Source organism: Metabacillus mangrovi (assembly GCF_009711125.1).
GTDB classification, from domain to species: domain Bacteria; phylum Bacillota; class Bacilli; order Bacillales; family Bacillaceae; genus Metabacillus_B; species Metabacillus_B mangrovi.
In genome coordinates this window covers 215,346-237,484 of record NZ_WMIB01000001.1, presented here as the reverse complement: position 1 = coordinate 237,484, position 22,139 = coordinate 215,346, and the positions used below count along the sequence as shown (strand labels likewise).

Below are 22,139 nucleotides of genomic sequence, written 5' to 3'. Positions count from 1 at the left end.
AGACTGTATGCATTGAATGTATGTAAAAGCAAAAGGGGGGAAACCGATGGCCCAGAAGCTTTATACACCTGACCGGCATTGGAAGGACATCAGCTTATGGAAGGATGTACCGGATGAAAAGTGGAATGACTGGCTTTGGCAGCTGACCCATACGATCCGGACAGCTGATGATTTGAAGAAAGTGATCAATCTGACTCCAGAGGAAGAGGAAGGAGTCAGGATTTCTGCTAAGACCATCCCGCTCAATATCACGCCTTACTATGCCTGGCTCATGAATCCAGATAATCCGAAATGTCCGATTCGGATGCAGTCTGTGCCGATTGGAAGGGAACTGTATAAAACAAAATATGATCTAGAGGATCCTCTTCACGAGGATGAAGATTCCCCTGTGCCGGGGCTGACCCACCGCTACCCGGACCGGGTCCTGTTTCTTGTCACAAATCAATGTTCCATGTATTGCCGTTATTGCACGCGCAGAAGGTTTTCGGGGCAGATTGGAATGGGAGTGCCGAAAAAGCAGCTGGACGCTGCAATAGCTTATATCGCACACACTCCGGAGGTAAGGGATGTCCTTATTTCCGGCGGTGACGGGCTTTTAATCAATGATCAGATCCTTGAATACATCTTGAAGAGCCTGCGGGATATCCCCCATGTTGAAATCATCCGGATCGGCACGCGGGCACCGGTCGTGTTTACTCAGCGGATTACAGAGAACTTATGCGCCATTCTGAAAAAGTATCACCCGGTCTGGCTGAATACGCATTTTAACACCTCGATTGAAATCACCGAAGAGTCAAAGAAAGCCTGTGAAATGCTCGCCGATGCAGGGGTGCCGGTCGGAAACCAGGCGGTGATCCTTGCCGGGATTAATGACAGTACAGCCATCATGAAAAAACTCATGCACGATCTGGTCATGATTCGCGTAAGGCCTTACTACATTTACCAGTGTGATCTCTCGGAAGGCATCGGCCACTTCAGAGCGCCGATCTCCAAAGGGCTCGAGATTATTGAAGGACTGCGCGGACATACAAGTGGATATGCAGTACCCGCATTCGTCGTCGACGCGCCCGGGGGCGGAGGAAAGATTACGCTTCAGCCGAATTATCTGCTTTCCCAGAGCCCTTCCAAAACGGTTCTCCGCAATTTTGAAGGCGTGATTACTTCTTACCCGGAGCCTGAAAATTATGTCCCAGGAACGGCTGACGCGTATTTTGAATCGGTCTATGGAAGCCTGGAAGGAAAAAAATCGCTTACCGGCATCGCTGGAATCAATGAGGACGCAAGACTCACCCTGGTTCCGGCAGAACTGAAACGCCTCGAGAGGCGAAACCAGTACAGCAGCAATCCGGCCCATCAGACATTAAAGGATAAGCGGGAAAAACGGGATGAACTGAAAGAAAAGAAATACCAATCCCAATTCAAGAAACCGGAGGAAGACCATGACGTGTGAATGGTGCAGCTCCGAACAAACAAGAAAAACCGAAGCCGACGTGTACTGGGAGCTTCCGGATGGAACCCGTGCGATCGAAATCACTGCAGCACCTTCAATCGTTTGCGGAGGATGCAGCATGGTGTACCAGGAAGAGGAAACCATTAAAGAAATCGAAAACCAGCTTTATTTAATCCGTACAGCGAACCTTGATGATTCTGTCTCTTATAAAAAGCTGATGGCAGAGCCGAGAATTCTGAAGAAAAACTATTTTGACTTCAGCTGAAATACGAAAGAATTGACTGCCCCGCTGGAGAGGATATAATAGTATCCAATCAGCCATAATCTGCGGGGGAATCCATATGAAGTCGTTTTACCACTATTTAATGAAATACAGGCACCCGAAACCCAAAGATGACATCAGCCGGTTTGCCAACCATGCCTACGAGGATCACAGTTTTCCGAAATATTCCACAGCCTATGATGAAATCTCGGATTATCTGGAGCTCAGCGCTGACTATTTGACCGCTATGTCTGTCTTCGATGAAGCATGGGAGCTTTATATAACGGAAACGTCTAAATAATCATGGAAAAGGCCGCAAATTGCGGTCTTTTTTTCGTTTACAAATTGTGGAATAATCATTATACTATGTAAGCGGATACAGAAAGTATGTTCGGGGGGATAAAATGATATCTGTACATCAACTGGTTAAGGAATACACACTCGTAAAACGAGATCCCGGTTTAAGAGGGGCCATGAAATCCCTGATTAACAGGCAGTACGAAAAAAAAACAGCGGTGGATGGCATTTCTTTTCAAATTGAGAAAGGTGAAATGGTCGGATACATAGGAGCGAACGGAGCCGGAAAATCCACAACGATTAAAATGCTGACCGGTATTCTGACACCCTCTTCTGGTGAGGTGCGGGTAAACGGAATCATTCCTTATAAAAGGAGAAAAGAAAACGCAAAGCAGATCGGGGCGGTTTTTGGACAGAGAACCCAGCTGTTTTGGGATATACCGGTAAGGGAATCTTTTCAACTCCTGAAAGAGATCTATGAAGTCCCGGAAGAACAGTTTTCTGAGACGATGGAGCTGTTTACTGAGGTTCTGCAGCTCGACGCCCTTCTTCCCGTACCGGTCAGACAGCTTTCCCTGGGGCAAAAGATGAGATGCGAACTTGCAGCCGCATTTATCCACAGACCGGAAGTGGTTTACCTCGATGAACCTACCATCGGCCTTGATGTGGCTGTAAAAGTAAAAATTCGTAAGTTTATTCGTGAGATGAATGCTAAATGGGGTACAACGGTCCTGCTGACGACCCATGATATGCAGGACATTGAGGAAATCTGCAGCCGCATCATCATCATTGACGGAGGAGCGATCTTATATGATGGCAGCCTGCGGGAAATAAAAGACCGGTTCTCTGCCAAGCGGGAAATTCATTTTGAACTCGATTCGGGACAAGCGTTTGCATTGCCGGATTCCATCAGCAGCAAAGCGGAGGCGGTGCTTGAAAATGGGGAAGGAACCGAGAAGGTGATTGTGTCCTTTTCCCATCATGAACTGAAAGCATCGGAGGTTATATCCGCCGTTTTGCAGTTGAATAAAATTACAGATTTATCGATCCAGGATCCGAAAATTGAAACGATTGTGGAAGAAATCTATAACCGCGGTCTGTGAAGGAGGGCTTCATTTGAGAAAATATTGGATGTTCGCCAAATCATCCATGCAGATCAGCGCGGCGTATTCTGCATGGTATTGGGCAAGCATGGTCTCTGTTGTCCTCCGGATCCTGATCATGTTTTATTTTTGGAATGCGGTATACGCCAATCAGTCTTCCATTCAGGAGCTTTCCCTGCAGGAGATGCTGACTTATGTCATCATCGCCATGTTTGTCCAGGGGTTCGTCTCCGGAGCAGGGAATGAACTGGCACAGGAGATCAAGCAGGGGCAGATCGCCATTGAATTAATGCGTCCATATGATTACCTTTTTAAAATGATTTTTATGGATTTTGGGCAAAAGGCGTCCTTTTTAATTCGGGAGACCATTCCGATGGCACTGATCGCTTTTCTTTTTGTGAAGATCAGTCCTCCGGATAGTGCGGAGGAACTCATTCTGTTTCTGATCAGCACCGCGCTCGGTATCTGGATCGGAACATTCTTTGATATGCTAATTGGAATACTGGCATTCTGGACGGTGAATGTATGGGGCGTACGGGTGTTAAAAGAGGGTGTGATCACCTTTTTCTCCGGGGCGCTCATTCCGCTGACGCTCTTTCCGGACTGGCTGGAAAGAGGGATGCTGTTTCTTCCTTTTCAGGCGATGGTGTTTACACCGGTCTCTTTATACACAGGGCTTATCAATGGAACAGACGCGTGGGCAGCGATCGGCATCCAGCTTTTCTGGACAGCGGCCTTATTTATCCTGCTGAAGGTGCTGTGGAATCTGGCGGTTCGAAAGGTAACTATTTTCGGGGGGTGAAGCTATTTGCGGAGATATGCGAGACTGTATTACTTATTTGCGAAAAACCACCTGAAAGTGATGATGGAATACCGCGTCGATTTTCTGATCGGAATCCTTTCTGTGGCCCTTCAGCAATTTGCCGGTGTGTTTTTTCTCTCCGTTGTGTTCGGGCATATCCAAAACTTGAATGGATGGACGTTTTACGAACTTCTTTTTATCTATGCGATTGCTGCTTGCGGAAGATCCATCCATCATATCTTTTTTGATAATCTTTGGACGCTCGGCTGGCAATATATCAAGCCGGGACAGCTGGACCGGCTTCTGATCCGTCCTATCAATCCATTTTTTCATGTATGTGCAGACCGGCTGCAGCAGGACGGCTTCGGACAGCTGTTGATTGGTTCAGTGATCCTTTGGACGTCGGTTTCCCATTTGGACTTAACATGGGGAGCGGGCGAGATTTTGATGCTGCTACTCCTTATTTTTTCGAGCGGTGTTCTATTCGTCGCCATCAATCTGTTTTTTGCGGCGCTGTCTTTCTGGATGACAGACAGTATGCCCGTTTTATGGGCTGTATTCAATCTGAGTGAGTTCGCAAGATTTCCGCTGACCATTTATCATAAAGGGCTGCAATTTTTCCTGACATGGATCATTCCGTACGGATTTACGGCTTTTCTGCCAGCAGCCTGGTTCCTTGACCGCGAAGGATATGCTTACGTGGCAGCCGCTGCGCCCATCACGGCAGCCGCAGCCATGGCTTTGGCCTATTCGGTCTGGCTTCTGGGTCTGAAAAACTATTCAAGCACAGGAAGCTAGAATACCGTTCAGGCCCCGGGTGAACTGCCCATGCGAATACAGAAGCCCCGCATATACTATTCTAACTTTTAAGAGTGCGGGAGTGAGAGCGGGCATGGCCTCGAAGTATCCTAAATACAAAATGGGTGAAGTAGTAGTGATCGTTTTATATGGAACTGTCGGAACCGTAACGAATGTCTATAAGCTGAACCAGTCTTTTTTGTATGAGGTCAATCACGGGGATGTTTTATTCTTTGAGAGCGCCCTGTCCCTCTATAAAGACTATGAAGGCAAAATTTTTGAAATCGAGCGGATTGAAGTGGAATATCAATTTGCGATCGGAGACCTTGTGCATGTAAATGGATATGGTACGGATCTCTTTAAAATAGTCGGTCTCCGGACGGAAATATGGCGCTACCTCGAAGACGGCTGGGAAGATATGGTCTATGAGCTGATGCGGGTAGCTGACGGTGAGTGGCTTGAGGCGGCAGAAGAAGAGATGACCCTCGTCATGAGCAATAATGAAGCGGAAAAATCGCTGCATCAGATTATGCTCATGCTGAACAAGGAAGGTGCGGAAGGAGAGGCACAGGAAGAGGCGAAGGGCAAGAGCACCGGAAGCCAGCCTGCATACTCCCTTGGTAAACATGAATCCAAAAGAGACCCGGGCCAGCTTATAAATGATCTGCTTGATATCTACAATGATTACCGGATGCTTTATTTGCAGTTTGGTGATCAGGAGTATAAAGAAATGATGGACATGGTGATGGACAGCCTGAAAAGATTCCGTCCTGATTTATAAAAAAAGCCACCGGCATACATTCCAGATGAAATATGGCAGGCAGACAATGATGGTAAACGCAAAGAGCACCCGTACCCCGAGTAAAAGCATCTGATCAAACCGGTCACTGTCTATCCATTTAACGATCGAATTCATATGAAGACCTCCTTTAAGGGCTTGTCCTTTTGATAAAATCTATGACAGCTGGCGGACAAGGATGACAACAATTTGCTGTCTCCAAAAGGAGTAAAGAGCTTTTCCTAAAAAAGACATATGCCTGTTCTCTGCTTCATATAAAGATAAAAAGGGGGCGGGACATATGAAGGAAGCGGAAGTCATCATCGATACCGAAGAATTGGCTGAGTTTTTTTATGCAGAATTAGCCGGCAGGGGCTACATCCCCGGTGCAGAGGAAGCGGAAGTACTGGCGGATATTATGTTTGATTTTCTGCTGCTGAAATGCATTATTGATGAAGAAAAGGATGAGGAACAGCCCTCCCCGAAAGATTAGCGGTTCCATTTTTTGCTGAGTGCTGACAGGGGAGCGAGAGACAGGATGCTTGAGAGAGCTTCATGGCTTAAATCCTTCAGCACAGCCCGTTCAGGTGTTTCAAATCCTTCAGGGAAACCCAGTTTTTTGTACCAGTCAGATGCAGCGGGCTTCATCCATTGCTTTTCAGGCCATACGGTTTCAAGATATGGACTTACAGCTTTTACAGCGCTCTCTTCCGTTGAAAACAGGTGCGGCCAATAATCGGCTCTTGAGCCGGTATGGGCATGCTGCTTACAGAATGAAAGAATAGACTGGTGGGCTGCAGGTTTACTGTACAGCAGATGATACAGTCTTTTCCCTGTATGTATCCGCTCATCAAGCGATTGAAAGCCTGAGACGGAGAGACCGGTCACACTGAACTTCTTTTGTGTTTTCCTTTTTTTATATGGAAAAAGCACATAGGTAAGCCCGAGCTTTTCCTGCAGAATAAATTTAGGCTTCAACAGGGGCTGGATCGTTTCCGGTTCTGATAGCATGTTCACTTCGATCATGGATTGTTCGTTTGTAATGAGAGCCGCGGTTAGCAGACCGCGGTTTCCCCTTTTGAAAAAAGCGGTCCAAATTGGAATCATAAATGAAGAAACCCGGAAAGCGGGAAGGAGATAAGATAGATCTCTGCCCCGTTTTTTGCTTTCTTCGTACAAAAGGAGCTGCGGATAGGCATCTGCAAAGATGGAGGCATTGATGGTTTCCAGGAGCCTGAAAAGCTCTTCCTTTTCTGATTTTTTCAGCAAAGGGCCGATATGGGATGCGTGAAGATCCGTCATGCTGTATCCGCCGTTTCTGGAAACAAGGTGAGCGAGGAGAGCCCAGTGAATTTCCGGACAGGCACAGTGAAACTCCAGGTAAGCGGAAGTGCGTGTAAGGTTCGTCCGGTTCCTTTCAGAAGTTCTTCCCCGGATTGATTGAATAAGAGCCCGTTCATCTGCGGAAGTAATGACCGGAGAAGGCGGCTCTGTATAAAAATGCTTCAGTTCAGCATAAAGTTCCGCTATTTCGGCAGCGGCCAGGCTGTTTTCCGGTCTGGTCATGCCATCACCTCCGTCATATCAGCTGAAACCCATAAAATAATGTATGATAAACTTGAAACTTCTGTTCATCCTGCATCGTATAAGATAGGCGAAAAGCACTTTACAGGCTGATTGAAACACGGCCTGATCACGAGTAATGGAGGGTAATTCATGTCTTTTTTTAATAAAGTTTTCGCAAGCGTGGGAATCGGATCAGCCAAAGCGGATACCAGGCTGCTGGATGTGAATGTAAGGGCAGGGGAAGAAGTAAAGGGGATTGTAGGTGTAACGGGAGGAAAAACAGAACAGGAAATTTCAGAGATTTACCTCTCCGTCATGACCGTTTATGTAAAAGAGGCGGACGATAAGAAATACTCCCAGCAAGCTGAAATTGCAAAAATTAAAATCAATGAGCCGTTTGTTATCATGCCGAACGAACACAAGGAGATTCCGTTTAACTTTCTTCTTCCGGAGGATACGCCGGTTACATACGGGCAGTCAAAAGTATGGATCCATACGGGCCTGGATATTAAAAACGCCGTCGATCCGAGCGATCAGGATGCGATTCATGTCCATCCCGGCAGGCTGCAGCAGGAACTGTTCAATGCCCTAGGCGAACTTGGTTTTCAGATGAGGAAAGCGGAAAATGAGGCCGCTCCGGCTACACTAAGCAAAAGGCTGCCATTTGTACAGGAATTCGAATTCTATCCTTATGAAGGGCCATTCAGAGGAAAGCTTGATGAACTGGAAATCGTTTTTACTAATATACGAAAAGACCGGGCAGAGCTCGTGATGGAAATTGACCGAAAAGCGAAAGGGTTCTCCGGTTTGTTTTCAGAAATGCTTGAAATGGATGAAACAGCAGTCCGTCTCTCCATCACAGACAGAGATCTCCCTCAGCTAAAAGCACAGCTGCAGCAGATCATCCAGCGATACAGCTGATTATTGCTTCCGGGCCATTGCGGTCCGGTTTTTTTTCTTGAATCGGGGGCTCATTGACCGTTTTAGAGTCGACTTAAAATGGGTATCGTAGGAGCATACCGCTTTAAGAAAGGTCGCCCGCTTATGAAAGACATACGGAAAGTTCTGCTGCTGCTGGCCATATTCTGCATCCTGGCCGTGATTTACAGCGAGGATTGGTTCACTCCATTTGATGGAGCCATTGTTTTATTTTTTGAAAATAACAGGACTTCATTTTTAAACGATTATTTTATCTTTTTTACAGAGCTTGGTTCAGGAAAAACGATCTTTCCGCTCCTGCTCGGGGCAGCTGTTGTCATGGCATACCGGAAACTTGCGCCTGAAGCCGTATTTTTGTTTATCTGCTTTGCAGGATCCAGGCTTTTCAACTGGCTGCTGAAAAATGGATTTGACCGGGAAAGACCTTCTTATGATCCTCTTCTTAAGGAGACCACTTACAGCTTTCCTAGCGGACACGCGATGAACTCCGCTGCATTTTTCACATTTGCCGGTTTTCTGACCGCCCGCTATTATCCTCAGCATAAACCGCTGATCTACTCAGTGATGGCCTATTTCATTGTGAGCATTTCCTTTAGCAGAGTATATATCGGAGTCCATTATCTAAGTGATATCAGTGCAGGGATCTGTGCAGGATTGATCTGGTTTTTCGTGTGCAAGAACATTTATACAGCCATCCGACAAAAATAGCTGTTTTTAGAAGAAGGACTTTGCCCCCGTAAGAGCAAATATGTAGATAAAAGAATGCGGAGGGGATCAAGATGAGACAGCAGATGGTATTAATGAAGAAAAAACTGCGCATGATGGAAGTAACCGTTTTTCAAAGCCCGGAGTTCCGAGAAATGAAAGGGTATAAGCCGGTCTGTACCCTTCAGCTTGAAGCGAAGGATCATTATTCTGTCCTGGAAAAAACGTTCAGGATGTTCAGCGTACAGGACACCTTTCCAGAAAACTGCAGTGCACGGTTCATCCGGACAGGGGATATCGTTTCTGTCAGCGAAGAACATAAAGAGCTTGCCTATTACAGGCTTCATTCCGGGGGCTGGAAAAAAATCAGCCGGATTCACGTTCGATAGATTTTTAGAGCAAGCAGCGAATGGTTCTTTCGCTGCTTGTACACATTATAAATGACTGCCCGGACTGTTTTTCCTTTTCCCGGCGCTCTGTTCCTTTCCATGTGCTTCCTGTTCCGCTTCAATCGCAGATGGAGGGATATGGTTGTTTTTCTTAGGTGCATTGACCCGGTTTCGGTGTTTCTTGCCCATTTAGACTACCTCCAAACAAAGGGGATTTGGTAATGCTTTTTTTCATCATTTGTGTACTGGGGATCATTTCAACCGTTTCCGCGCTGCTCGTCAAAAAAGAGCTGGAAAAGCTTTTTTACAAAGGAAAAAGCCAGGTGCTTTTTCATCTGCTGAACCTGTACTTCGTTAGTTTGCTCATTAGCTTCTCCGATATTGTCTTCTACAGTAAGTTTCATGAATTTAACGGCTTCTCCATGTATTTCTTTGAAATGATCAACGTTTCGCTCCTTTACTTTCCGTTTTATCTGCTCGCAGCCTGGATGTTTGCCAAATATGTTAAGAGCCTGAAAAAGTATGATGTCAGAGGGAACCTGCTTGTCATTAAACCGAAGTATCTTTCCCGAAAACAGCTTCCATAGTGCGTACAATAACAGTAAAATAAGTGTACGGCACCATGTGCTGAAAATGAAGCATCAGGAGGTTTGTACATGAGCGTACATATTGGAGCTAAAGAAGGACAGATTGCTGAAACGATTTTGCTGCCCGGCGATCCGCTCAGAGCAAAATATATAGCAGAAACGTTTTTGGAGAACGCTGAATGCTACAATGAGGTCCGTGGAATGCTCGGGTTCACAGGCACCTATAAGGGAGAAAAGATTTCTGTTCAGGGAACCGGAATGGGTGTCCCTTCTATTTCCATCTATGTGCATGAACTGATGCAGAGCTACAATGTGCAGCAGCTCATCCGCGTCGGAACGTGCGGTGCCATCCAAAAGGATGTAAACGTCAGAGATGTCATCCTCGCTATGAGCGCATCCACCGATTCACAAATGAACAGAATGACCTTTGGCGGTATCGATTATGCACCTACTGCAGACTTCGATTTATTGAGAAAAGCTTATGAAGCAGGAACAGCAAAAGGTCTGAAGCTGAAAGCCGGCAACGTCTTTACAGCGGACCAGTTTTATAATGAAAACGCGGATTGGGAGAAGTGGGCACGGTATGGGATGCTGGCTGTCGAAATGGAATCATCCGCACTTTACACACTCGCTGCCAAATTTGGCCGGAAAGCATTGTCTGTTCTTACGGTCAGCGATCACATTCTGACAGGAGAAGAAACGACTGCAGAAGAACGGCAAACGACTTTCAATGAAATGATCGAAGTGGCACTGGAGGCTGCTATTCAAAAGTAATGCTGAAATCCGGAAATGCTTGCAGGAGCATTCCCGGATTTTTTTTAATACAGGAATTTTGGATGGCGGAATAAGTCGAAAATTGTAAAATATAGTTTTTGGATTTTGTGGCGATAATGGTACAATAAACACTGCTTACAAAAAGAAACTTAACGATTTAGGTGGTCGTAACAAATGAAGAAGAAGCTGATCTGTGCCATTGTACCGCTGTTTTTGTATTCCAGTGCTTGCACGTTTTCACCGGAAGAAAAAACGCAGACAGAGCAGGCGCAGCATACTAAAAATCAAACACAAACGAAAACTCCCGATGACTTTGAACTAAAAGGGAAATATTTTAACACAATTGAAACGGCAGGAAGCAGCCAGGTTATAACAAACCCTGAAAACATCCTCGTTCTAGTGAACAAAGACTTCACGCTTCCGGTCGATTATAAGCCGGCGGATCTGGTCGTTCCAAATGTTCCATTTTCCTTTGGAGACGCCGATGTACCCCAAAAATACATCCGCAAAGAAGCAGCCGCCGCTCTGGAAAGTCTGTTCAGCGGGGCTAAGAAAAGCGGAATTGAGCTTTTTGCGGTATCCGGTTTCCGTTCCTATGACAGGCAAGGGAATATCTTAAATCAGGAAATTGCCGCAAAAGGGGAAAAAAAAGCAGAACAGGCAGTTGCTTTGCCAGGTCAAAGCGAGCATCAGACGGGTCTCGCCATGGATATCTCCAGCAGAAGCGTAAACCTTGAGATCACAGAAAAGTTCGGAGAGGTCCCTGAGGGTAAATGGATCAAAAAAAATGCCCACAAATACGGGTTCATCGTCCGATATGAAAATGATAAAACAGAGGTTACCGAATTTATGTATGAGCCTTGGCATTTAAGGTACGTGGGGAAAAAAACAGCCGCGATCCTAAATAAACATGATCTAACCCTGGAGGAGTTTTTTGAACAGGCGAAGAAAATATAGAAGGTGATGGAATGGAAAGGGAGATGGATCTCATCAAACCGGGCCTGTCCATCCTGTTTACGGGTTTTAACCCAAGCATCCAATCCGGCAGGACGGGTCATCATTATGCGAATCCGACGAACCGTTTCTGGAAAATCCTCTTTCTGTCAGGATTAACAGACAGGCTGTACAGACCGGAGGAAGACCGGTCGCTGCTCAGCAAGGGCTACGGATTCACTAACATCGTTCACAGACCGACTAAGGACGCAGCAGAAATTACGAAAGAAGAGTATGCGGAAGGCAGGGATGAGCTGATTGAGAAGATCGGCACGTACAGGCCAAAAGCAGTCTGTTTTGTGGGAAAGGGTGTATACTTGCAATACAGGGGGCAGAAAAAAGCGCCTTGGGGATTTCAGGACAAACGCCTTTATAAAGATGTACAGGAATTCGCCGCACCTTCATCCAGCGGGCTCGTCCGCATAAAATTGGACGAGATGGTTTCCATTTATCAAATCCTGGCTGCGGCCATAGAAAAAAGGGACTGAACCAGCAGTCCCTTTTTATGTTGGCACCTTACCAGAACAATAAGCCGCCAATTGCCAGACCAGTGATGAACCCTAATCCAATTCCATAGGCAGGATAGTAAGAGTATGGTCCGTATCCTCTATAGAATCCCATCCCAAATGATCCTGCCGGCCGGGGGCCGTTCGGCTGGATAAATACCCGGCTCCGTGTAACATTAACGATTTTGCCGGAGTGCACGTTTCCGAACTTGTCATTGATCCGAACGTTCTGTCCTCTGTAGCGGCAGCACATATTATAATAATTCTGGCTCATGCTTTGATCCCTCCAATTTATCATTACCCTGTACTTTATGATAGTGGAAGGAGAACAGTTTGTACGAATATCCCGGCTGCACTACTTTTCAGCAAGATATAGTCTGAATCCCAAAGCCTTTTTGTATTTCTGGAGGATGTGCCGGTGTGTGTCAAGCACTTCAAAGATTTCAGGCGGTATGTTTTCGTCCATATCGAGCTCGTGATCAGGCTGATTTTGATCGAGCAGCCCCCGATCATGCTGCATGAAACGGACATCATGGAAACCAGCAGCTTCTATTGCAGCGATCCATTCTTTTTCAGTAAGAAGTCCGGTAAATTTATAGAACCCGGCGATTTCTTTTTCATCCTCCTCCGGCAGCGCGTTTTCCAGCGTCATTTCAGCCGCTGCCAGCCGGCCTCCATCCTTAAGCACCCTCCATATTTCCTTAAGAGCACTTTCTGTCCTGGAGAAGGACAGGACCGATTCACATAAAACCGCATCAAACTGGTTGTTTTTAGCGGGCAGGTTCTCAATCAGACCCACTGATACAGGAACAGCGGACTGTAGCCGGTTTCTCGCTTTATTGACCATCCTCGGATCTGCATCCACACCCTCAGGCTGGTGTCCGAGCTGTGAAAGATAATGCAGCGTCTGTCCTGTGCCGCACCCTGCATCGAGAATTCTCGCAGGAAAAGGAAGATCCCATTCATCCATGAGCTGTTTGGTCAGCTGTAATCCGCCTGGATGTGCCCCGGCAATTCCCAGAACGGATAGCATATCAAGATAATCAGACATTTGCGCTCCACCCCTTTTTTCCTTTACCATATGCAAAGAAAGAGGCATTTGCCTTAATAGCATGTAAACAATGAATAATTCTCCAGTATTTTTTTTAGCCTGAATTGGATGAGAGCACATACTTCCGACCGGCAAACGGTTTTGGTCGAAGCGGCGGCCGGAAGCGAGCGGATGTACCAGTCAACGCGCATCTGTATATAGGAATTCACTTGATTTTCATAAAAAAGAATCTTCCTTTTTAATTTATCTTCTATATCATTTAACAAATCAAACGAAAAACGGATTAACTCCCGGTCTGTCTTCATGACAAATTGATCTAACACCATTCTGTCGGCCCCCTTTGCAGCTTTGTAATAAAATTTACACAAAATTTACAAAGAAATCTTGTGAAACCTGTCGAAAGATTTAAAAAAATTATGACCCCTTAAACCTTGCTGGACTTGAAATAGTTGACGTTTTCCCGCCGCTCCGACATAATAAAATGAATAATGAGGTGAGAAAAATTGAACAAAATGATGAAAATGGGGTTAATCATCCTGATTACCGCCGTAATCAGCTCAGGGCTTACACTTGCACTGATCAAACCGGAAACTGTCATCCGGGAAACAGGCGGCTCCACGGAAAACGAGGATTTTTCCAAATTGTATGATACATACACTATGCTCGAACAAAAATACTACCAGGACACGTCGAAGGAGAAGCTTGTTGACGGTGCCATCAGCGGAATGGTTCAGTCACTGGAGGATCCTTACAGCACATACATGAACGTTGAGGATTCAAAAGGCTTCAACGAAACCATTTCCTCCTCTTTTGAAGGCATCGGTGCCGAATTGCAGGAAGTGAACGGACAGGTGACAATTGTCTCGCCGATCAAAGGTTCCCCTGCAGAAAAAGCGGGACTTAAACCGAAGGACCAAATTGTAAAAGTGGACGGAAAAGATGTGAAGGGGAAATCTGTAAATGACACCGTATCGCTGATCCGCGGGGAAAAAGGGACCTCCGTTAAACTGGGCATCAGCCGCGGCGGTTCGCAGGAACTCGAATTTTCCATCGTAAGAGATGAAATCCCGATCGAAACAGTTTATTCCGAAATGATGGAAGATGACATCGGGAAAATTCAAGTGACCACCTTCTCGGAAAACACGGCTGCTGATTTCGCAGAAGCAGTGAACGAGCTGCAGGAAAAAGGGGCAAAGGGAATCGTTCTTGACCTCCGCCAAAATCCCGGCGGCCTGATGGACAAGGCAATCCAAATGAGCGAACTGTTCATACCGGAGGGGAAAAATATCCTTCAGGTGGAAGATAAGGATGGCTCTAAAGAAGTTTCTGCATCACGGAACGATAACCCGGTCACAATCCCTGCATCTGTCATCATCGATGAAGGGACAGCAAGCGCAGGTGAAATCATGGCAGCTGCCCTGAACGAGTCAGCAGGAATCCCGCTGATCGGTGAAAAGACCTTCGGAAAAGGGACCATTCAAACCCAGGAGAATTATAAAGACGGTTCATCCGTAAAATTCACCATTGCCAAATGGCTCACACCAAGCGGAGAATGGGTCCATAAAAAAGGAATTCAGCCGAGTAAAAAGGTTTCACTCCCGGCATACTCTGAGCTCCCGTTCCTTAACTCCTCCAAAACACTCAAAGTGGGGGATGCATCCAAGGAAGTAAAAACCGCCCAAAGCTTCCTGAATGCGCTCGGCTATAAAACAGCTGAAAACGGTGTTTTCGAAGAAGGAACCAGGAAAGCCGTTGAAAAGTATCAAACGGACAGCGGCATCAAGCAAACCGGCACCATCGATGAAAAAACAGCCGTAAGCATGATGACCGACCTGCAGGAAAAAATTAAAAAGAACGATACCCAGCTGAAGGAAGCTGTGGAGAGCATTAAAAATCAATAATCCGCAAAAAAGGACAGGCCGTTGCCTGTCCTTTTTTTAATGGTTGGATTATACTGGGAGAGGCACCGGGGATCAGGGAACATAAAGGAAGGTGCTGAATGGCAGATTTTCAAAGCCGATACAATGAATGGATAGAAAAAATCAGTTCAGAAGAACAGAACCCAAGAAGAGCAGAAATGCTTAAAAACGGGCTCGGTCATGGGACAGTCGAATTCCTCCGCAAAGTCTGGTTTCCTGTGGCCGGCCACTTTAACTATCTTTCACCGGAGTGGGAAGTGAGAGATTTCGCGAATGGCTGCCGTTACCTTGACCTTGCCTACCTGCCAGACAGCGGAAAAGTCTGCATCGAGATCCAGGGATACGGACCGCATGCACGGGATCTGGACACCGGGCGATTCAAAGACCTTTGCTGGCGCCACTCATTTCTCGCCCTTGACGGCTGGACCATCCTGCCCATCGCCTACCTCTCCATCCGCGACGAACCTAAGAAATGCCAGCAGCTCATCCTCGCCTTAATCGGCAAATACAGCTCCATCCAGCCTGCAGCCGGTCACCTAAACTGGCTCGAGACAGAAATCCTCCGCTACGCAAGCCGGAAACTCCGCCCGTTTGCACCAGGGGAAGTTGAAGCCCATCTGCAAATCAGTAACCGGCATGCTAGAAAACTACTTCAAAAACTGACAGCTGTAGGGAAACTCCTCATTGCAAGCGGTACCGCAAGAGCCCGAACGTACAAACTGACGAATTCCCAATTTTAAATCAAATCCCTGATTTCCGGTGCTGGATTTTTTTGATGTTTTATTAATGGAGGATTAACCTTTGACACTTAAATCTAACGAGATTCGATGATTCGGCAAAAATAGCGTCTCCTGAGACCGATAGAGAAAAGGTCGGTCTCCAGAGCCGTTATTTTTGCTCCAAACCGCCTTTTTTTGGATTACCGGTCTCCAGGGCCGTTATTTGGTCGGAGAGGGACAAAAACTCCTGTTTTCAGGGAGAATAGCTGCCGCTGAGACCGATCGAGAAAAGTTCGGTCTCCAGAGCCGTTATTTTTGCACCAAACCGCCTTTTTTCGGATTACCGGTCTTCAGGGCCGTTATTTGGTCTGGAAGGAGCAAAAATTCTTGTTTTCAGGGAAAATAGCTGCCGCTGAGACCGAAAGCTTTTGAAATTCGATGATTCGGCTAAAATAGCGTCTCCTGAGACCGATCGAGAAAAGTTCGGTCTCCAGAGCCGCTATTTGTGCTCTAAACGGCCTTTTTTCGGTTTAACGGTCTCCAGGGCCATTATTTGGTGTGAAAGGGACAAAAATTCCTGTTTTCAGGTAAAATAGCTGCCGCTGAGACCGAAAGCCTTCAAAATCCGATGAATCGGCTAAAATAGCGTCTCTGGAGACCGATGGAGAAAAGTCCGGTCTCCAGAGCCGCTATTTGTGCTCTAAACGGCCTTTTTCCGGATTGACGGTCTCCCAGAGCCGCTAATTGTCCTCCAACCTGCCTTTCACGGATTATCCGCCACCAAATCCACCCTAACCACCCCATCCCCAGCACACCAAAAAATACCCCGTCTTCCACCAAAACAGGATATCGTTTGACGAAACAATTCCAGACGCTCTATACTTAATTTGAAACTGAGATATTTGACTCTGAAGCAGTTAGGCCAAAACTTATTTTAAGGGAGAGATGGTTATGTCTAATGTGAACACCGCGATCATTTATTACAGTTCTACCGGAACCAATTACAAGCTTGCGAAGTGGGCGGAAGAGGGAGCGAAGGCAACTGGTTCCAATGTGAAGGTTTTAAGGGTGAAAGAGCTTGCACCGATGGAGGCGATTGAGGCGAATCCAGCGTGGAAGCAGCATTATGAGGAGACGAAGGATACGGTACCTGAAGTGACACTTGCAGATTTGGAGTGGGCGGATGCGATCATTTTCAGTGTCCCTACAAGGTTCGGGAATGTACCGTCTCAGTTGAAACAGTTTCTGGATACGACGGGTGGTTTATGGTTTCAAGGCAAGCTTGCAAACAAAGTGGTAAGTGCCATGGCGTCTGCAAGTAATCCTCACGGAGGACAGGAGCAGACCATTTTAAGCTTGTATGCAACGATGTATCACTGGGGTGCGATTGTAGCAGCTCCCGGCTACACAGATCAATCCGCTTTCACTTCAGGTGGAAATCCTTATGGAAACAGTGTGACCGTTAACCAGGATGGACAGATGCAGGAAAATGTAGAAGAGGCTGTTAAAAGTCAGGCAAAACGTACAGTGGCGATTGCAGGTGCTGTGAAAACGGGGCTTCAATAAGCCATTCATAAATAAATCCATAGAAAAGAAGTCCAGTCTGCCGGATGCTGCTTTGAAGAAAGCGGGTCTATAAACTAACTGTTCTTCACTAATCAAAAAGGGGCCAAAATGGCCTCTTTTTCATTTCCCTGTCAGCATCGCATACAATAAGTTGATAAAGCTTTGTCGGGGTGAGCAGCAGTGACTGAAAAAAAGCAATTAGCAGACCGGTCTTATAGCCTTCAATCCATGAAACACTATTTGCAGCGCAGAAAAAAATCCAGATTTGAAGTGGCGGCTGTTCCTGACACGGGCATCCTTTTAAACGAGGATGAGAGCAGCAGGATCTATAACAACCGGAAAGAGGCGCTGTTTCAGACCAGGGAACATTGTGTGATGGTCACGATGGATAAGATGCTGAGCGCAGCAGATCTTGCCGGCCTGTTAAAAGAGGGCATGTCGATCGCCAGGGTCAATTGCGGACATGATCATGCACCTGAATGGAGCAGCATAATAAATAAAATTGAAGAAGCGAGAAAGATGACGGGCATTGACTGTAAAATTTACATGGATTTAAGCGGTCCTAAAATCCGCTTTCAATCTCTTCCTGAAAGTGCAGGACGGATAAAGCTTAAAAACGGGGAGACCATCAAGATTGCCCATAAAAAAGAGGGGATGGAAGCCGCTCATTTTACGGTTACTGCCCCGAAGGCATTCCTGAATGCCAAAAAGGGAGACCGGCTCCTTATCAATGATGGAAAGATAGCCGGCACAATCCTTAATACGGGAAAAGGGTTTATTGAAGCGAAAGTGGCACATCGGTATAAGAAGAGCTTATGGATTAAAGTCCATGATGGGATCAATCTGCCGGATTCTTTGCCGTTCCTTACGCTTCCGCCCTTGTCTGAGACGGATATCCGGGAGAGCGGGTTTATTTTCCGGTCAGCAGATCTGGTCGGCCTCTCGTTTGCACACAGCAAGGAAGACTTGATCACCTTGAAAAATTTAATGATCGAGAAGGCAGGGCGGATCTTGCCGATAGCTGCCAAAATCGAGACGGAGTATGCGGTCAAAAATATGCCCTCCATTATTGCAGAGGGGCTGAAAAATCCGGGATTCGGGATTATGCTGGCTCGGGGAGATTTAGCGGCGGAAACCGGATTTGAAAAGCTTGGAAGGCTCCAAAACGACATCATGGAGATCTGCCATCATTCACAGACTCCGCTGATATATGCGACTGAGGTGCTGAATAGTCTTGCCAAAACCGGAATGCCTTCAAGACCCGAAATGACTGATGTGTATTTTTCGCAGAAAACGGCGTGTACGATGCTGAATAAAGGTCCTTTTATAAAAGAAGCTGTCCGCATGCTGAAGGAAGCGGGGGCGGACCGGAAAAATCAGCTGGCGTTTTTTGAACAGGATCTATCAGACAAGAACTGAATGGATCGGGCAGATGGGGGCAATGGCAGTAAGCAGCTCATTCGAAGCGTGCGGTATAGATGTCAGGCAGGACCGGATTGTATTTTTCACGCTTGCAATCCGTCATTTTCAAAAAAACCCCGGCAGCTTCTAAAGCTGACCGGGGTTTTGATTTTTTCATTTATTGTGCAGTGTATCCGCCGTCGAGAACGACTGCTTGACCTGTAACACCGCGTGCTTTATCACTTGAAAGGAAGATCGCGTAATCTGCGATTTCCTCAACAGTCAGCAGGCGCTTTTGGGGAACGAGTGGATAGATGACCTCTTCCAGCACTTTTTCCAAAGGCACGTTGCGGGTTTTAGCCAAGTCCTGCATCTGTCCGCGTACAAGGGGAGTGTCTACATATCCCGGGCAGAGGGCATTAACGGTAATCCCGTGTTCTGCTCCTTCAAGAGCGGCAACTTTGGACAGGCCGATTACTCCGTGCTTAGCACTATTGTAAGCAGCTTTACCCGCAAATCCGATCAGGCCATTGATGGAGGACATGTTGATAATGCGTCCGAATCCTTTTTCCTTCATATGCGGGAAAACATGCTTGATGGCCATGAATGGTGCGGTCAGCATGATTTTCACAAGCAGTTCATAGCGTTGAGTGGAGAACTCTTCAATCGGTGAAACGTGCTGCATCCCTGCATTATTGATTAAAATATCGATGCCGCCAAAGTGGGCGATTGAATCATCGATCGCTTTTTTTAATTCATCTTCATTTGTTACGTCACATTTCAGACCAAGCGTTTCATTTCCGCCCTGGGCCAGTTTTTCTGCTGCTGCTTTGACACCTTCTTCATTCAGGTCAGTCAGAACGACTTTTGCCCCTTCCTGAGCAAACTTTTCTCCGATTTCATAACCGATACCTTGTGCTGCACCTGTAATGAATACGACTTTATTTTCTACCATGAGTAATGTTTCTCCTTTCAGAAATACAATTTTATATAAAATTAGAGGGATAAGCGGGTTAGTCCCCTAATTTTTTACGTTAGTAAATGCCTGCCGCTGCAAGTAAGACTGCAACGATAAGGGCAATGGTGGGAATCAGCAAACCGACTACTGCCACATCGCCGTATGAATCCTTATGCTTCAATCCTGTAACAGTCAACAGTGTGAGCAATGCCCCATTATGGGGAAGAATCGAAGCTCCCGAAGCAACTGCTGCAATACGGTGAAAGGCTTCCGGAGCTATCCCGGATGATTGTGAAAGCTGGTAGTACTGATCACCCAAAGCCTGCAGGGCGATTCCCATTCCGCCGGATGCGGAACCGGTGATGCTTGCGAGCAGCTGAACTGCAGCTGCTTCTGAGATGAGCGGGTTTCCGCCAAGACCCATTATGGAGTCTGTGATCCCTGCAAAACTTGGAACGGCGGTTACGACAGCTCCGAATCCTACAGCAGCAGACGTATTGATGACTGCCATGACTGAGCCGCTTGCTCCACCGTTGATCGCACTGATGAACATTTTGAATTTCTTCAAACTCAGCACCATAATGACCGCGATCCCAATTAGAAGGGATGGAAGGATGTCAAGCTTCAGGAAGTTTAATGAAACGACGACCGCGAGCAGGGGAACGATGGACAGATAAGGATTCGGCAAACTGTTTGCATCGATTTCCTTTACTTCGCTCCCGCCTTTTGGTGCTGTAAAACCTTCTCCTTTTGCCTGCAGCTTTCTTCCCCTCCAGGCAAGGTATAAATATCCGCCGACCGCCATGATTAATCCGGAAACGATTCCAGTTACTGGCCCAGCAAGAGGAGTCGTTTTAAAATACTCCGTCGGAATGATGTTTTGTATTTGTGGTGTTCCCGGAAGTGCCGTCATCGTAAACGTGAAAGCACCGAGCACAAGCGTTGCGGGAATCAGCTTTCTTGGCAAATCAGCCGCTTTAAACAGTGCGATGGTTAAAGGATAAAGGGCAAATACCACAACGAAGAGGCTGACACCGCCGTAGGTCAGGACAGCAGCACCGATTAAAACACCCAATATCGCACGCTTTTTGCCGATAAAGTCTGTGATTTTATAGGCTACAGCCTGTGCCATTCCGGTTTCTTCCATTAATTTACCGAAAATGGCACCGAGCAGGAAGACAGGAAACCATTTTTTTGCGAAGCCTACAAAGCCTTCCATATACGTTTCCGTATAGGCAGGAAGCAGGTCAAGACCAGAAAAAGCTGCAACGATTAAAGAAATTAGCGGGGCGATCCAGATAATGGACCAGCCAAAATAGGCCAGCACCATTAAAAGGACCAGGCCCAGAATAATACTGAACATAGGGAACGCTCCTTGGTGTACATTTAATTGCTTTTACTATTCCTCAAAGCAGGTAAAAGTATAGAAAAATTATTGCGGTGATAAAACACGGAACAGGAAAAAGCGGGAATGCTCCCGCTTTATACTTAAAGCCATTCTGTCGCTTGGTCCAGAGAAAACCTTGCACTTTTGTGAGCGGGCTTGGCTGCTTTTCCAACTGAAATGAGCATAACGGGTACAAAGCGCTCGGATACTTGGAATTCTTTCATGAATTCCTGGCCGTTAAATCCGCCGATCGCGCATGTGTCAAAGCCTTTTGCTTTTGCCGCAAGCATCAGCTGCATCGCGCCAAGGGAAGCGTTGCTGAATGCCGCATCACGGGCATATACAGGATTTGTATAGGCACCATGGATTTGTCCGGCAAGTGTTTCTTTAATCTCTTTGGACATATGCCCTGCTTCCACGAGCGGTCCATAGACGGAATCTGTGTTTTTATCCGCTTCTAGATCACCCAGTACGGCAATAACAGCAGAAGCTTCTACAATTTGATTCTGGTTGTAAGCGATTGGGAGAAGTCTTTCTTTAGAAGAATCGCTGTGGAAAACCATGAATTTCCAGTGTTGAAGGTTCCAGGCCGTCGGAGCTTTAATCGCTGTTTCCAGTATTTGCGAGAGATCCTCTTTGGATAGATCTGCAGTACTGTCGTAATGACGAATGGACGTGCGTTCCTCCATCAGTTTTAAGAGATCGGACGCTGAAGTTGTCATGATTAGTGCCTCCTTTTTGTAAATGATTGGTTTGTCGTATATAATAGACGAAAAGTAACACACTCACTATTCGTAAGTGTGTCGAACGCTGTCTATCATAAATCTTTGTTCAAACAATTGTCAACAATCGGGATTGAAAAGGTGGAGATGTTATGGAATTCCTGCATTGTCCTCACATTCATACGGCTTTTAATCTGCTTGGAAAACGATGGAATGGAATGCTGATCCACGTTCTCATGGATGGGCCCAAGCGATTTAAGGAACTATCAGAAATTATCCCCGGGATCAGTCAAAAGATGCTGGCTGAACGTTTGAAAGAACTGGAAGCCTCCGGGATGCTTGAACGCTCTGTGTATCCCGAAACACCGATAAAGGTGATTTATTCTTTGACGGAAAAGGGTAAGGCTTTAGAGAGTGTCATGAAGGAAGTCCAAAAATGGGGCAATCGCTATTGCGGGGAGGAATAA

Annotated in this window: 30 protein-coding genes; 21 read left to right on the top strand and 9 right to left on the bottom strand. The window is 46.4% G+C overall.

The features are described 5' to 3' along the window. The first annotated feature begins 46 nt into the window (after window positions 1–46). The 7 genes from kamA (at window position 47) to GKZ89_RS01270 (ending at window position 5,493) form a co-directional block, all read left to right on the top strand. Window positions 47–1,450 carry a lysine 2,3-aminomutase gene (gene kamA, locus GKZ89_RS01300; RefSeq protein WP_155110574.1) on the top strand — a complete coding sequence of 468 codons (1,404 nt, stop codon included), beginning with the start codon at window positions 47–49 and terminating at the stop codon, window positions 1,448–1,450. Then, window positions 1,440–1,715, top strand: a complete 276-nt coding sequence (locus GKZ89_RS01295; RefSeq protein WP_155110573.1) for a YokU family protein — start codon at window positions 1,440–1,442, stop codon at window positions 1,713–1,715. The genes kamA and GKZ89_RS01295 overlap by 11 nt, the downstream gene beginning before the upstream one ends. A 76-nt stretch (window positions 1,716–1,791) precedes the next feature. After that, the gene (locus tag GKZ89_RS01290) at window positions 1,792–2,013 is read left to right on the top strand and encodes a YozE family protein (protein WP_155110572.1); all 222 of its coding nucleotides are present in this window, start codon (window positions 1,792–1,794) and stop codon (window positions 2,011–2,013) included. Window positions 2,014–2,116: 103 nt separating this feature from the next. Beyond that, a complete protein-coding gene (locus GKZ89_RS01285) occupies window positions 2,117–3,112 on the top strand; it encodes an ABC transporter ATP-binding protein (RefSeq protein ID WP_155110571.1) in 996 nt (331 codons plus the stop codon). A 13-nt stretch (window positions 3,113–3,125) separates the two neighbouring features. After that, entirely contained in the window at window positions 3,126–3,914 is a 789-nt protein-coding gene (locus GKZ89_RS01280; protein WP_155110570.1) for an ABC transporter permease, read from the top strand. 6 nt (window positions 3,915–3,920) lie between these two features. Then, window positions 3,921–4,712 (top strand): ABC transporter permease, encoded by a 792-nt coding sequence (locus GKZ89_RS01275; protein WP_241680092.1) that lies wholly within the window; start codon window positions 3,921–3,923, stop codon window positions 4,710–4,712. Between the two features lie 94 nt (window positions 4,713–4,806). After that, complete coding sequence (locus GKZ89_RS01270) at window positions 4,807–5,493, top strand: hypothetical protein (protein ID WP_155110569.1); 687 nt, start codon at window positions 4,807–4,809, stop codon at window positions 5,491–5,493. Here GKZ89_RS01270 and GKZ89_RS01265 read toward each other — a convergent pair. Then, on the bottom strand, window positions 5,488–5,628 hold the full coding sequence (locus GKZ89_RS01265) for a hypothetical protein (protein ID WP_155110568.1): 141 nt from the start codon (window positions 5,626–5,628) through the stop codon (window positions 5,488–5,490). The two genes, GKZ89_RS01270 and GKZ89_RS01265, sit on opposite strands and share 6 nt — an antisense overlap. Before the next feature lie 163 nt (window positions 5,629–5,791). Between GKZ89_RS01265 and GKZ89_RS01260 the strand changes: the two genes are divergently transcribed. Beyond that, on the top strand, window positions 5,792–5,983 hold the full coding sequence (locus tag GKZ89_RS01260; RefSeq protein WP_155110567.1) for a YozD family protein: 192 nt from the start codon (window positions 5,792–5,794) through the stop codon (window positions 5,981–5,983). Here the strand turns inward: GKZ89_RS01260 and GKZ89_RS01255 are convergent. Continuing rightward, window positions 5,980–7,056 (bottom strand): DUF2515 family protein, encoded by a 1,077-nt coding sequence (locus GKZ89_RS01255; protein WP_155110566.1) that lies wholly within the window; start codon window positions 7,054–7,056, stop codon window positions 5,980–5,982. The two genes, GKZ89_RS01260 and GKZ89_RS01255, sit on opposite strands and share 4 nt — an antisense overlap. A gap of 150 nt (window positions 7,057–7,206) precedes the next feature. Here GKZ89_RS01255 and GKZ89_RS01250 point away from each other — a divergent pair, with 150 nt between their 5' ends. From GKZ89_RS01250 to GKZ89_RS01240, 3 genes are all read left to right on the top strand, one after another. Beyond that, on the top strand, window positions 7,207–7,977 hold the full coding sequence (locus GKZ89_RS01250; RefSeq protein ID WP_155110565.1) for a sporulation protein: 771 nt from the start codon (window positions 7,207–7,209) through the stop codon (window positions 7,975–7,977). Between the two features lie 123 nt (window positions 7,978–8,100). Further along, window positions 8,101–8,703, top strand: coding sequence for a phosphatase PAP2 family protein (locus GKZ89_RS01245; RefSeq protein ID WP_162356339.1), 603 nt, complete (start codon window positions 8,101–8,103; stop codon window positions 8,701–8,703). Between the two features lie 71 nt (window positions 8,704–8,774). Further along, complete coding sequence (locus GKZ89_RS01240; protein WP_155110563.1) at window positions 8,775–9,089, top strand: hypothetical protein; 315 nt, start codon at window positions 8,775–8,777, stop codon at window positions 9,087–9,089. 45 nt (window positions 9,090–9,134) lie between these two features. Here the strand turns inward: GKZ89_RS01240 and GKZ89_RS20955 are convergent, their stop codons facing one another. Beyond that, window positions 9,135–9,278 (bottom strand): hypothetical protein, encoded by a 144-nt coding sequence (locus GKZ89_RS20955; RefSeq protein ID WP_164502872.1) that lies wholly within the window; start codon window positions 9,276–9,278, stop codon window positions 9,135–9,137. A 32-nt stretch (window positions 9,279–9,310) separates the two neighbouring features. Between GKZ89_RS20955 and GKZ89_RS01235 the strand changes: the two genes are divergently transcribed. The 4 genes from GKZ89_RS01235 to mug all read left to right on the top strand — a co-directional run bounded on the left by GKZ89_RS01235 (window position 9,311) and on the right by mug (window position 11,931). Beyond that, window positions 9,311–9,676 carry a hypothetical protein gene (locus GKZ89_RS01235; RefSeq protein WP_155110562.1) on the top strand — a complete coding sequence of 122 codons (366 nt, stop codon included), beginning with the start codon at window positions 9,311–9,313 and terminating at the stop codon, window positions 9,674–9,676. A 69-nt stretch (window positions 9,677–9,745) separates the two neighbouring features. Next, complete coding sequence (gene deoD, locus GKZ89_RS01230; RefSeq protein ID WP_155110561.1) at window positions 9,746–10,450, top strand: purine-nucleoside phosphorylase; 705 nt, start codon at window positions 9,746–9,748, stop codon at window positions 10,448–10,450. A gap of 174 nt (window positions 10,451–10,624) precedes the next feature. Next, window positions 10,625–11,407 (top strand): M15 family metallopeptidase, encoded by a 783-nt coding sequence (locus GKZ89_RS01225; protein ID WP_155110560.1) that lies wholly within the window; start codon window positions 10,625–10,627, stop codon window positions 11,405–11,407. 11 nt (window positions 11,408–11,418) lie between these two features. After that, the gene (gene mug, locus GKZ89_RS01220) at window positions 11,419–11,931 is read left to right on the top strand and encodes a G/U mismatch-specific DNA glycosylase (RefSeq protein ID WP_155110559.1); all 513 of its coding nucleotides are present in this window, start codon (window positions 11,419–11,421) and stop codon (window positions 11,929–11,931) included. A gap of 28 nt (window positions 11,932–11,959) precedes the next feature. Here the strand turns inward: mug and GKZ89_RS01215 are convergent, their stop codons facing one another. The 3 genes from GKZ89_RS01215 to GKZ89_RS01205 all read right to left on the bottom strand — a co-directional run bounded on the left by GKZ89_RS01215 (window position 11,960) and on the right by GKZ89_RS01205 (window position 13,326). Beyond that, window positions 11,960–12,223 carry a hypothetical protein gene (locus tag GKZ89_RS01215; RefSeq protein ID WP_155110558.1) on the bottom strand — a complete coding sequence of 88 codons (264 nt, stop codon included), beginning with the start codon at window positions 12,221–12,223 and terminating at the stop codon, window positions 11,960–11,962. A gap of 81 nt (window positions 12,224–12,304) precedes the next feature. Continuing rightward, window positions 12,305–13,000, bottom strand: coding sequence for a class I SAM-dependent methyltransferase (locus tag GKZ89_RS01210; protein ID WP_162356336.1), 696 nt, complete (start codon window positions 12,998–13,000; stop codon window positions 12,305–12,307). A gap of 53 nt (window positions 13,001–13,053) precedes the next feature. Further along, a complete protein-coding gene (locus tag GKZ89_RS01205; RefSeq protein WP_155110556.1) occupies window positions 13,054–13,326 on the bottom strand; it encodes a hypothetical protein in 273 nt (90 codons plus the stop codon). 177 nt (window positions 13,327–13,503) lie between these two features. On the opposite strand from GKZ89_RS01205, the gene GKZ89_RS01200 reads away from it, so the two are divergent. The 5 genes from GKZ89_RS01200 (at window position 13,504) to GKZ89_RS01180 (ending at window position 18,756) form a co-directional block, all read left to right on the top strand. Beyond that, window positions 13,504–14,901 carry a S41 family peptidase gene (locus tag GKZ89_RS01200; protein WP_155110555.1) on the top strand — a complete coding sequence of 466 codons (1,398 nt, stop codon included), beginning with the start codon at window positions 13,504–13,506 and terminating at the stop codon, window positions 14,899–14,901. A gap of 98 nt (window positions 14,902–14,999) precedes the next feature. Continuing rightward, entirely contained in the window at window positions 15,000–15,659 is a 660-nt protein-coding gene (locus GKZ89_RS01195) for a transcriptional regulator (protein ID WP_155110554.1), read from the top strand. A gap of 930 nt (window positions 15,660–16,589) precedes the next feature. After that, the gene (gene wrbA, locus GKZ89_RS01190; RefSeq protein ID WP_155110553.1) at window positions 16,590–17,204 is read left to right on the top strand and encodes an NAD(P)H:quinone oxidoreductase; all 615 of its coding nucleotides are present in this window, start codon (window positions 16,590–16,592) and stop codon (window positions 17,202–17,204) included. A gap of 180 nt (window positions 17,205–17,384) precedes the next feature. Beyond that, window positions 17,385–18,623: a pyruvate kinase gene (locus GKZ89_RS01185; protein WP_155110552.1), complete on the top strand. Its 1,239-nt coding sequence runs from the start codon at window positions 17,385–17,387 to the stop codon at window positions 18,621–18,623. Then, on the top strand, window positions 18,595–18,756 hold the full coding sequence (locus tag GKZ89_RS01180) for a hypothetical protein (protein ID WP_155110551.1): 162 nt from the start codon (window positions 18,595–18,597) through the stop codon (window positions 18,754–18,756). Before GKZ89_RS01185 ends, GKZ89_RS01180 begins: the two co-directional genes overlap by 29 nt. Window positions 18,757–18,783: 27 nt before the next feature. On the opposite strand, the gene GKZ89_RS01175 is transcribed toward GKZ89_RS01180, so the two are convergent. From GKZ89_RS01175 to GKZ89_RS01165, 3 genes are all read right to left on the bottom strand, one after another. Beyond that, on the bottom strand, window positions 18,784–19,560 hold the full coding sequence (locus tag GKZ89_RS01175) for a 3-hydroxybutyrate dehydrogenase (RefSeq protein WP_155110550.1): 777 nt from the start codon (window positions 19,558–19,560) through the stop codon (window positions 18,784–18,786). 79 nt (window positions 19,561–19,639) lie between these two features. After that, on the bottom strand, window positions 19,640–20,926 hold the full coding sequence (locus GKZ89_RS01170) for a GntP family permease (protein WP_155110549.1): 1,287 nt from the start codon (window positions 20,924–20,926) through the stop codon (window positions 19,640–19,642). A 125-nt stretch (window positions 20,927–21,051) separates the two neighbouring features. Next, window positions 21,052–21,672 (bottom strand): nitroreductase family protein, encoded by a 621-nt coding sequence (locus tag GKZ89_RS01165; protein WP_155110548.1) that lies wholly within the window; start codon window positions 21,670–21,672, stop codon window positions 21,052–21,054. Between the two features lie 152 nt (window positions 21,673–21,824). Here GKZ89_RS01165 and GKZ89_RS01160 point away from each other — a divergent pair, with 152 nt between their 5' ends. After that, complete coding sequence (locus tag GKZ89_RS01160) at window positions 21,825–22,139, top strand: winged helix-turn-helix transcriptional regulator (protein ID WP_155110547.1); 315 nt, start codon at window positions 21,825–21,827, stop codon at window positions 22,137–22,139.

Bases quoted from the DNA above. Each gene is read 5' to 3' on its own strand.
- kamA (WP_155110574.1), top strand. From the start codon at position 47: ATGGCCCAGAAGCTTTATACACCTGACCGGCATTGGAAGGACATCAGC.
- GKZ89_RS01295 (WP_155110573.1), top strand. From the start codon at position 1,440: ATGACGTGTGAATGGTGCAGCTCCGAACAAACAAGAAAAACCGAAGCC.
- GKZ89_RS01290 (WP_155110572.1), top strand. From the start codon at position 1,792: ATGAAGTCGTTTTACCACTATTTAATGAAATACAGGCACCCGAAACCC.
- GKZ89_RS01285 (WP_155110571.1), top strand. From the start codon at position 2,117: ATGATATCTGTACATCAACTGGTTAAGGAATACACACTCGTAAAACGA.
- GKZ89_RS01270 (WP_155110569.1), top strand. From the start codon at position 4,807: ATGGCCTCGAAGTATCCTAAATACAAAATGGGTGAAGTAGTAGTGATC.
- GKZ89_RS01265 (WP_155110568.1), bottom strand. From the start codon at position 5,628: ATGAATTCGATCGTTAAATGGATAGACAGTGACCGGTTTGATCAGATG.
- GKZ89_RS01260 (WP_155110567.1), top strand. From the start codon at position 5,792: ATGAAGGAAGCGGAAGTCATCATCGATACCGAAGAATTGGCTGAGTTT.
- GKZ89_RS01255 (WP_155110566.1), bottom strand. From the start codon at position 7,056: ATGACCAGACCGGAAAACAGCCTGGCCGCTGCCGAAATAGCGGAACTT.
- GKZ89_RS01250 (WP_155110565.1), top strand. From the start codon at position 7,207: ATGTCTTTTTTTAATAAAGTTTTCGCAAGCGTGGGAATCGGATCAGCC.
- GKZ89_RS01245 (WP_162356339.1), top strand. From the start codon at position 8,101: ATGAAAGACATACGGAAAGTTCTGCTGCTGCTGGCCATATTCTGCATC.
- GKZ89_RS01240 (WP_155110563.1), top strand. From the start codon at position 8,775: ATGAGACAGCAGATGGTATTAATGAAGAAAAAACTGCGCATGATGGAA.
- GKZ89_RS20955 (WP_164502872.1), bottom strand. From the start codon at position 9,278: ATGGGCAAGAAACACCGAAACCGGGTCAATGCACCTAAGAAAAACAAC.
- GKZ89_RS01235 (WP_155110562.1), top strand. From the start codon at position 9,311: ATGCTTTTTTTCATCATTTGTGTACTGGGGATCATTTCAACCGTTTCC.
- deoD (WP_155110561.1), top strand. From the start codon at position 9,746: ATGAGCGTACATATTGGAGCTAAAGAAGGACAGATTGCTGAAACGATT.
- GKZ89_RS01225 (WP_155110560.1), top strand. From the start codon at position 10,625: ATGAAGAAGAAGCTGATCTGTGCCATTGTACCGCTGTTTTTGTATTCC.
- mug (WP_155110559.1), top strand. From the start codon at position 11,419: ATGGAAAGGGAGATGGATCTCATCAAACCGGGCCTGTCCATCCTGTTT.
- GKZ89_RS01215 (WP_155110558.1), bottom strand. From the start codon at position 12,223: ATGAGCCAGAATTATTATAATATGTGCTGCCGCTACAGAGGACAGAAC.
- GKZ89_RS01210 (WP_162356336.1), bottom strand. From the start codon at position 13,000: ATGTCTGATTATCTTGATATGCTATCCGTTCTGGGAATTGCCGGGGCA.
- GKZ89_RS01205 (WP_155110556.1), bottom strand. From the start codon at position 13,326: ATGGTGTTAGATCAATTTGTCATGAAGACAGACCGGGAGTTAATCCGT.
- GKZ89_RS01195 (WP_155110554.1), top strand. From the start codon at position 15,000: ATGGCAGATTTTCAAAGCCGATACAATGAATGGATAGAAAAAATCAGT.
- wrbA (WP_155110553.1), top strand. From the start codon at position 16,590: ATGTCTAATGTGAACACCGCGATCATTTATTACAGTTCTACCGGAACC.
- GKZ89_RS01175 (WP_155110550.1), bottom strand. From the start codon at position 19,560: ATGGTAGAAAATAAAGTCGTATTCATTACAGGTGCAGCACAAGGTATC.
- GKZ89_RS01170 (WP_155110549.1), bottom strand. From the start codon at position 20,926: ATGTTCAGTATTATTCTGGGCCTGGTCCTTTTAATGGTGCTGGCCTAT.
- GKZ89_RS01165 (WP_155110548.1), bottom strand. From the start codon at position 21,672: ATGACAACTTCAGCGTCCGATCTCTTAAAACTGATGGAGGAACGCACG.
- GKZ89_RS01160 (WP_155110547.1), top strand. From the start codon at position 21,825: ATGGAATTCCTGCATTGTCCTCACATTCATACGGCTTTTAATCTGCTT.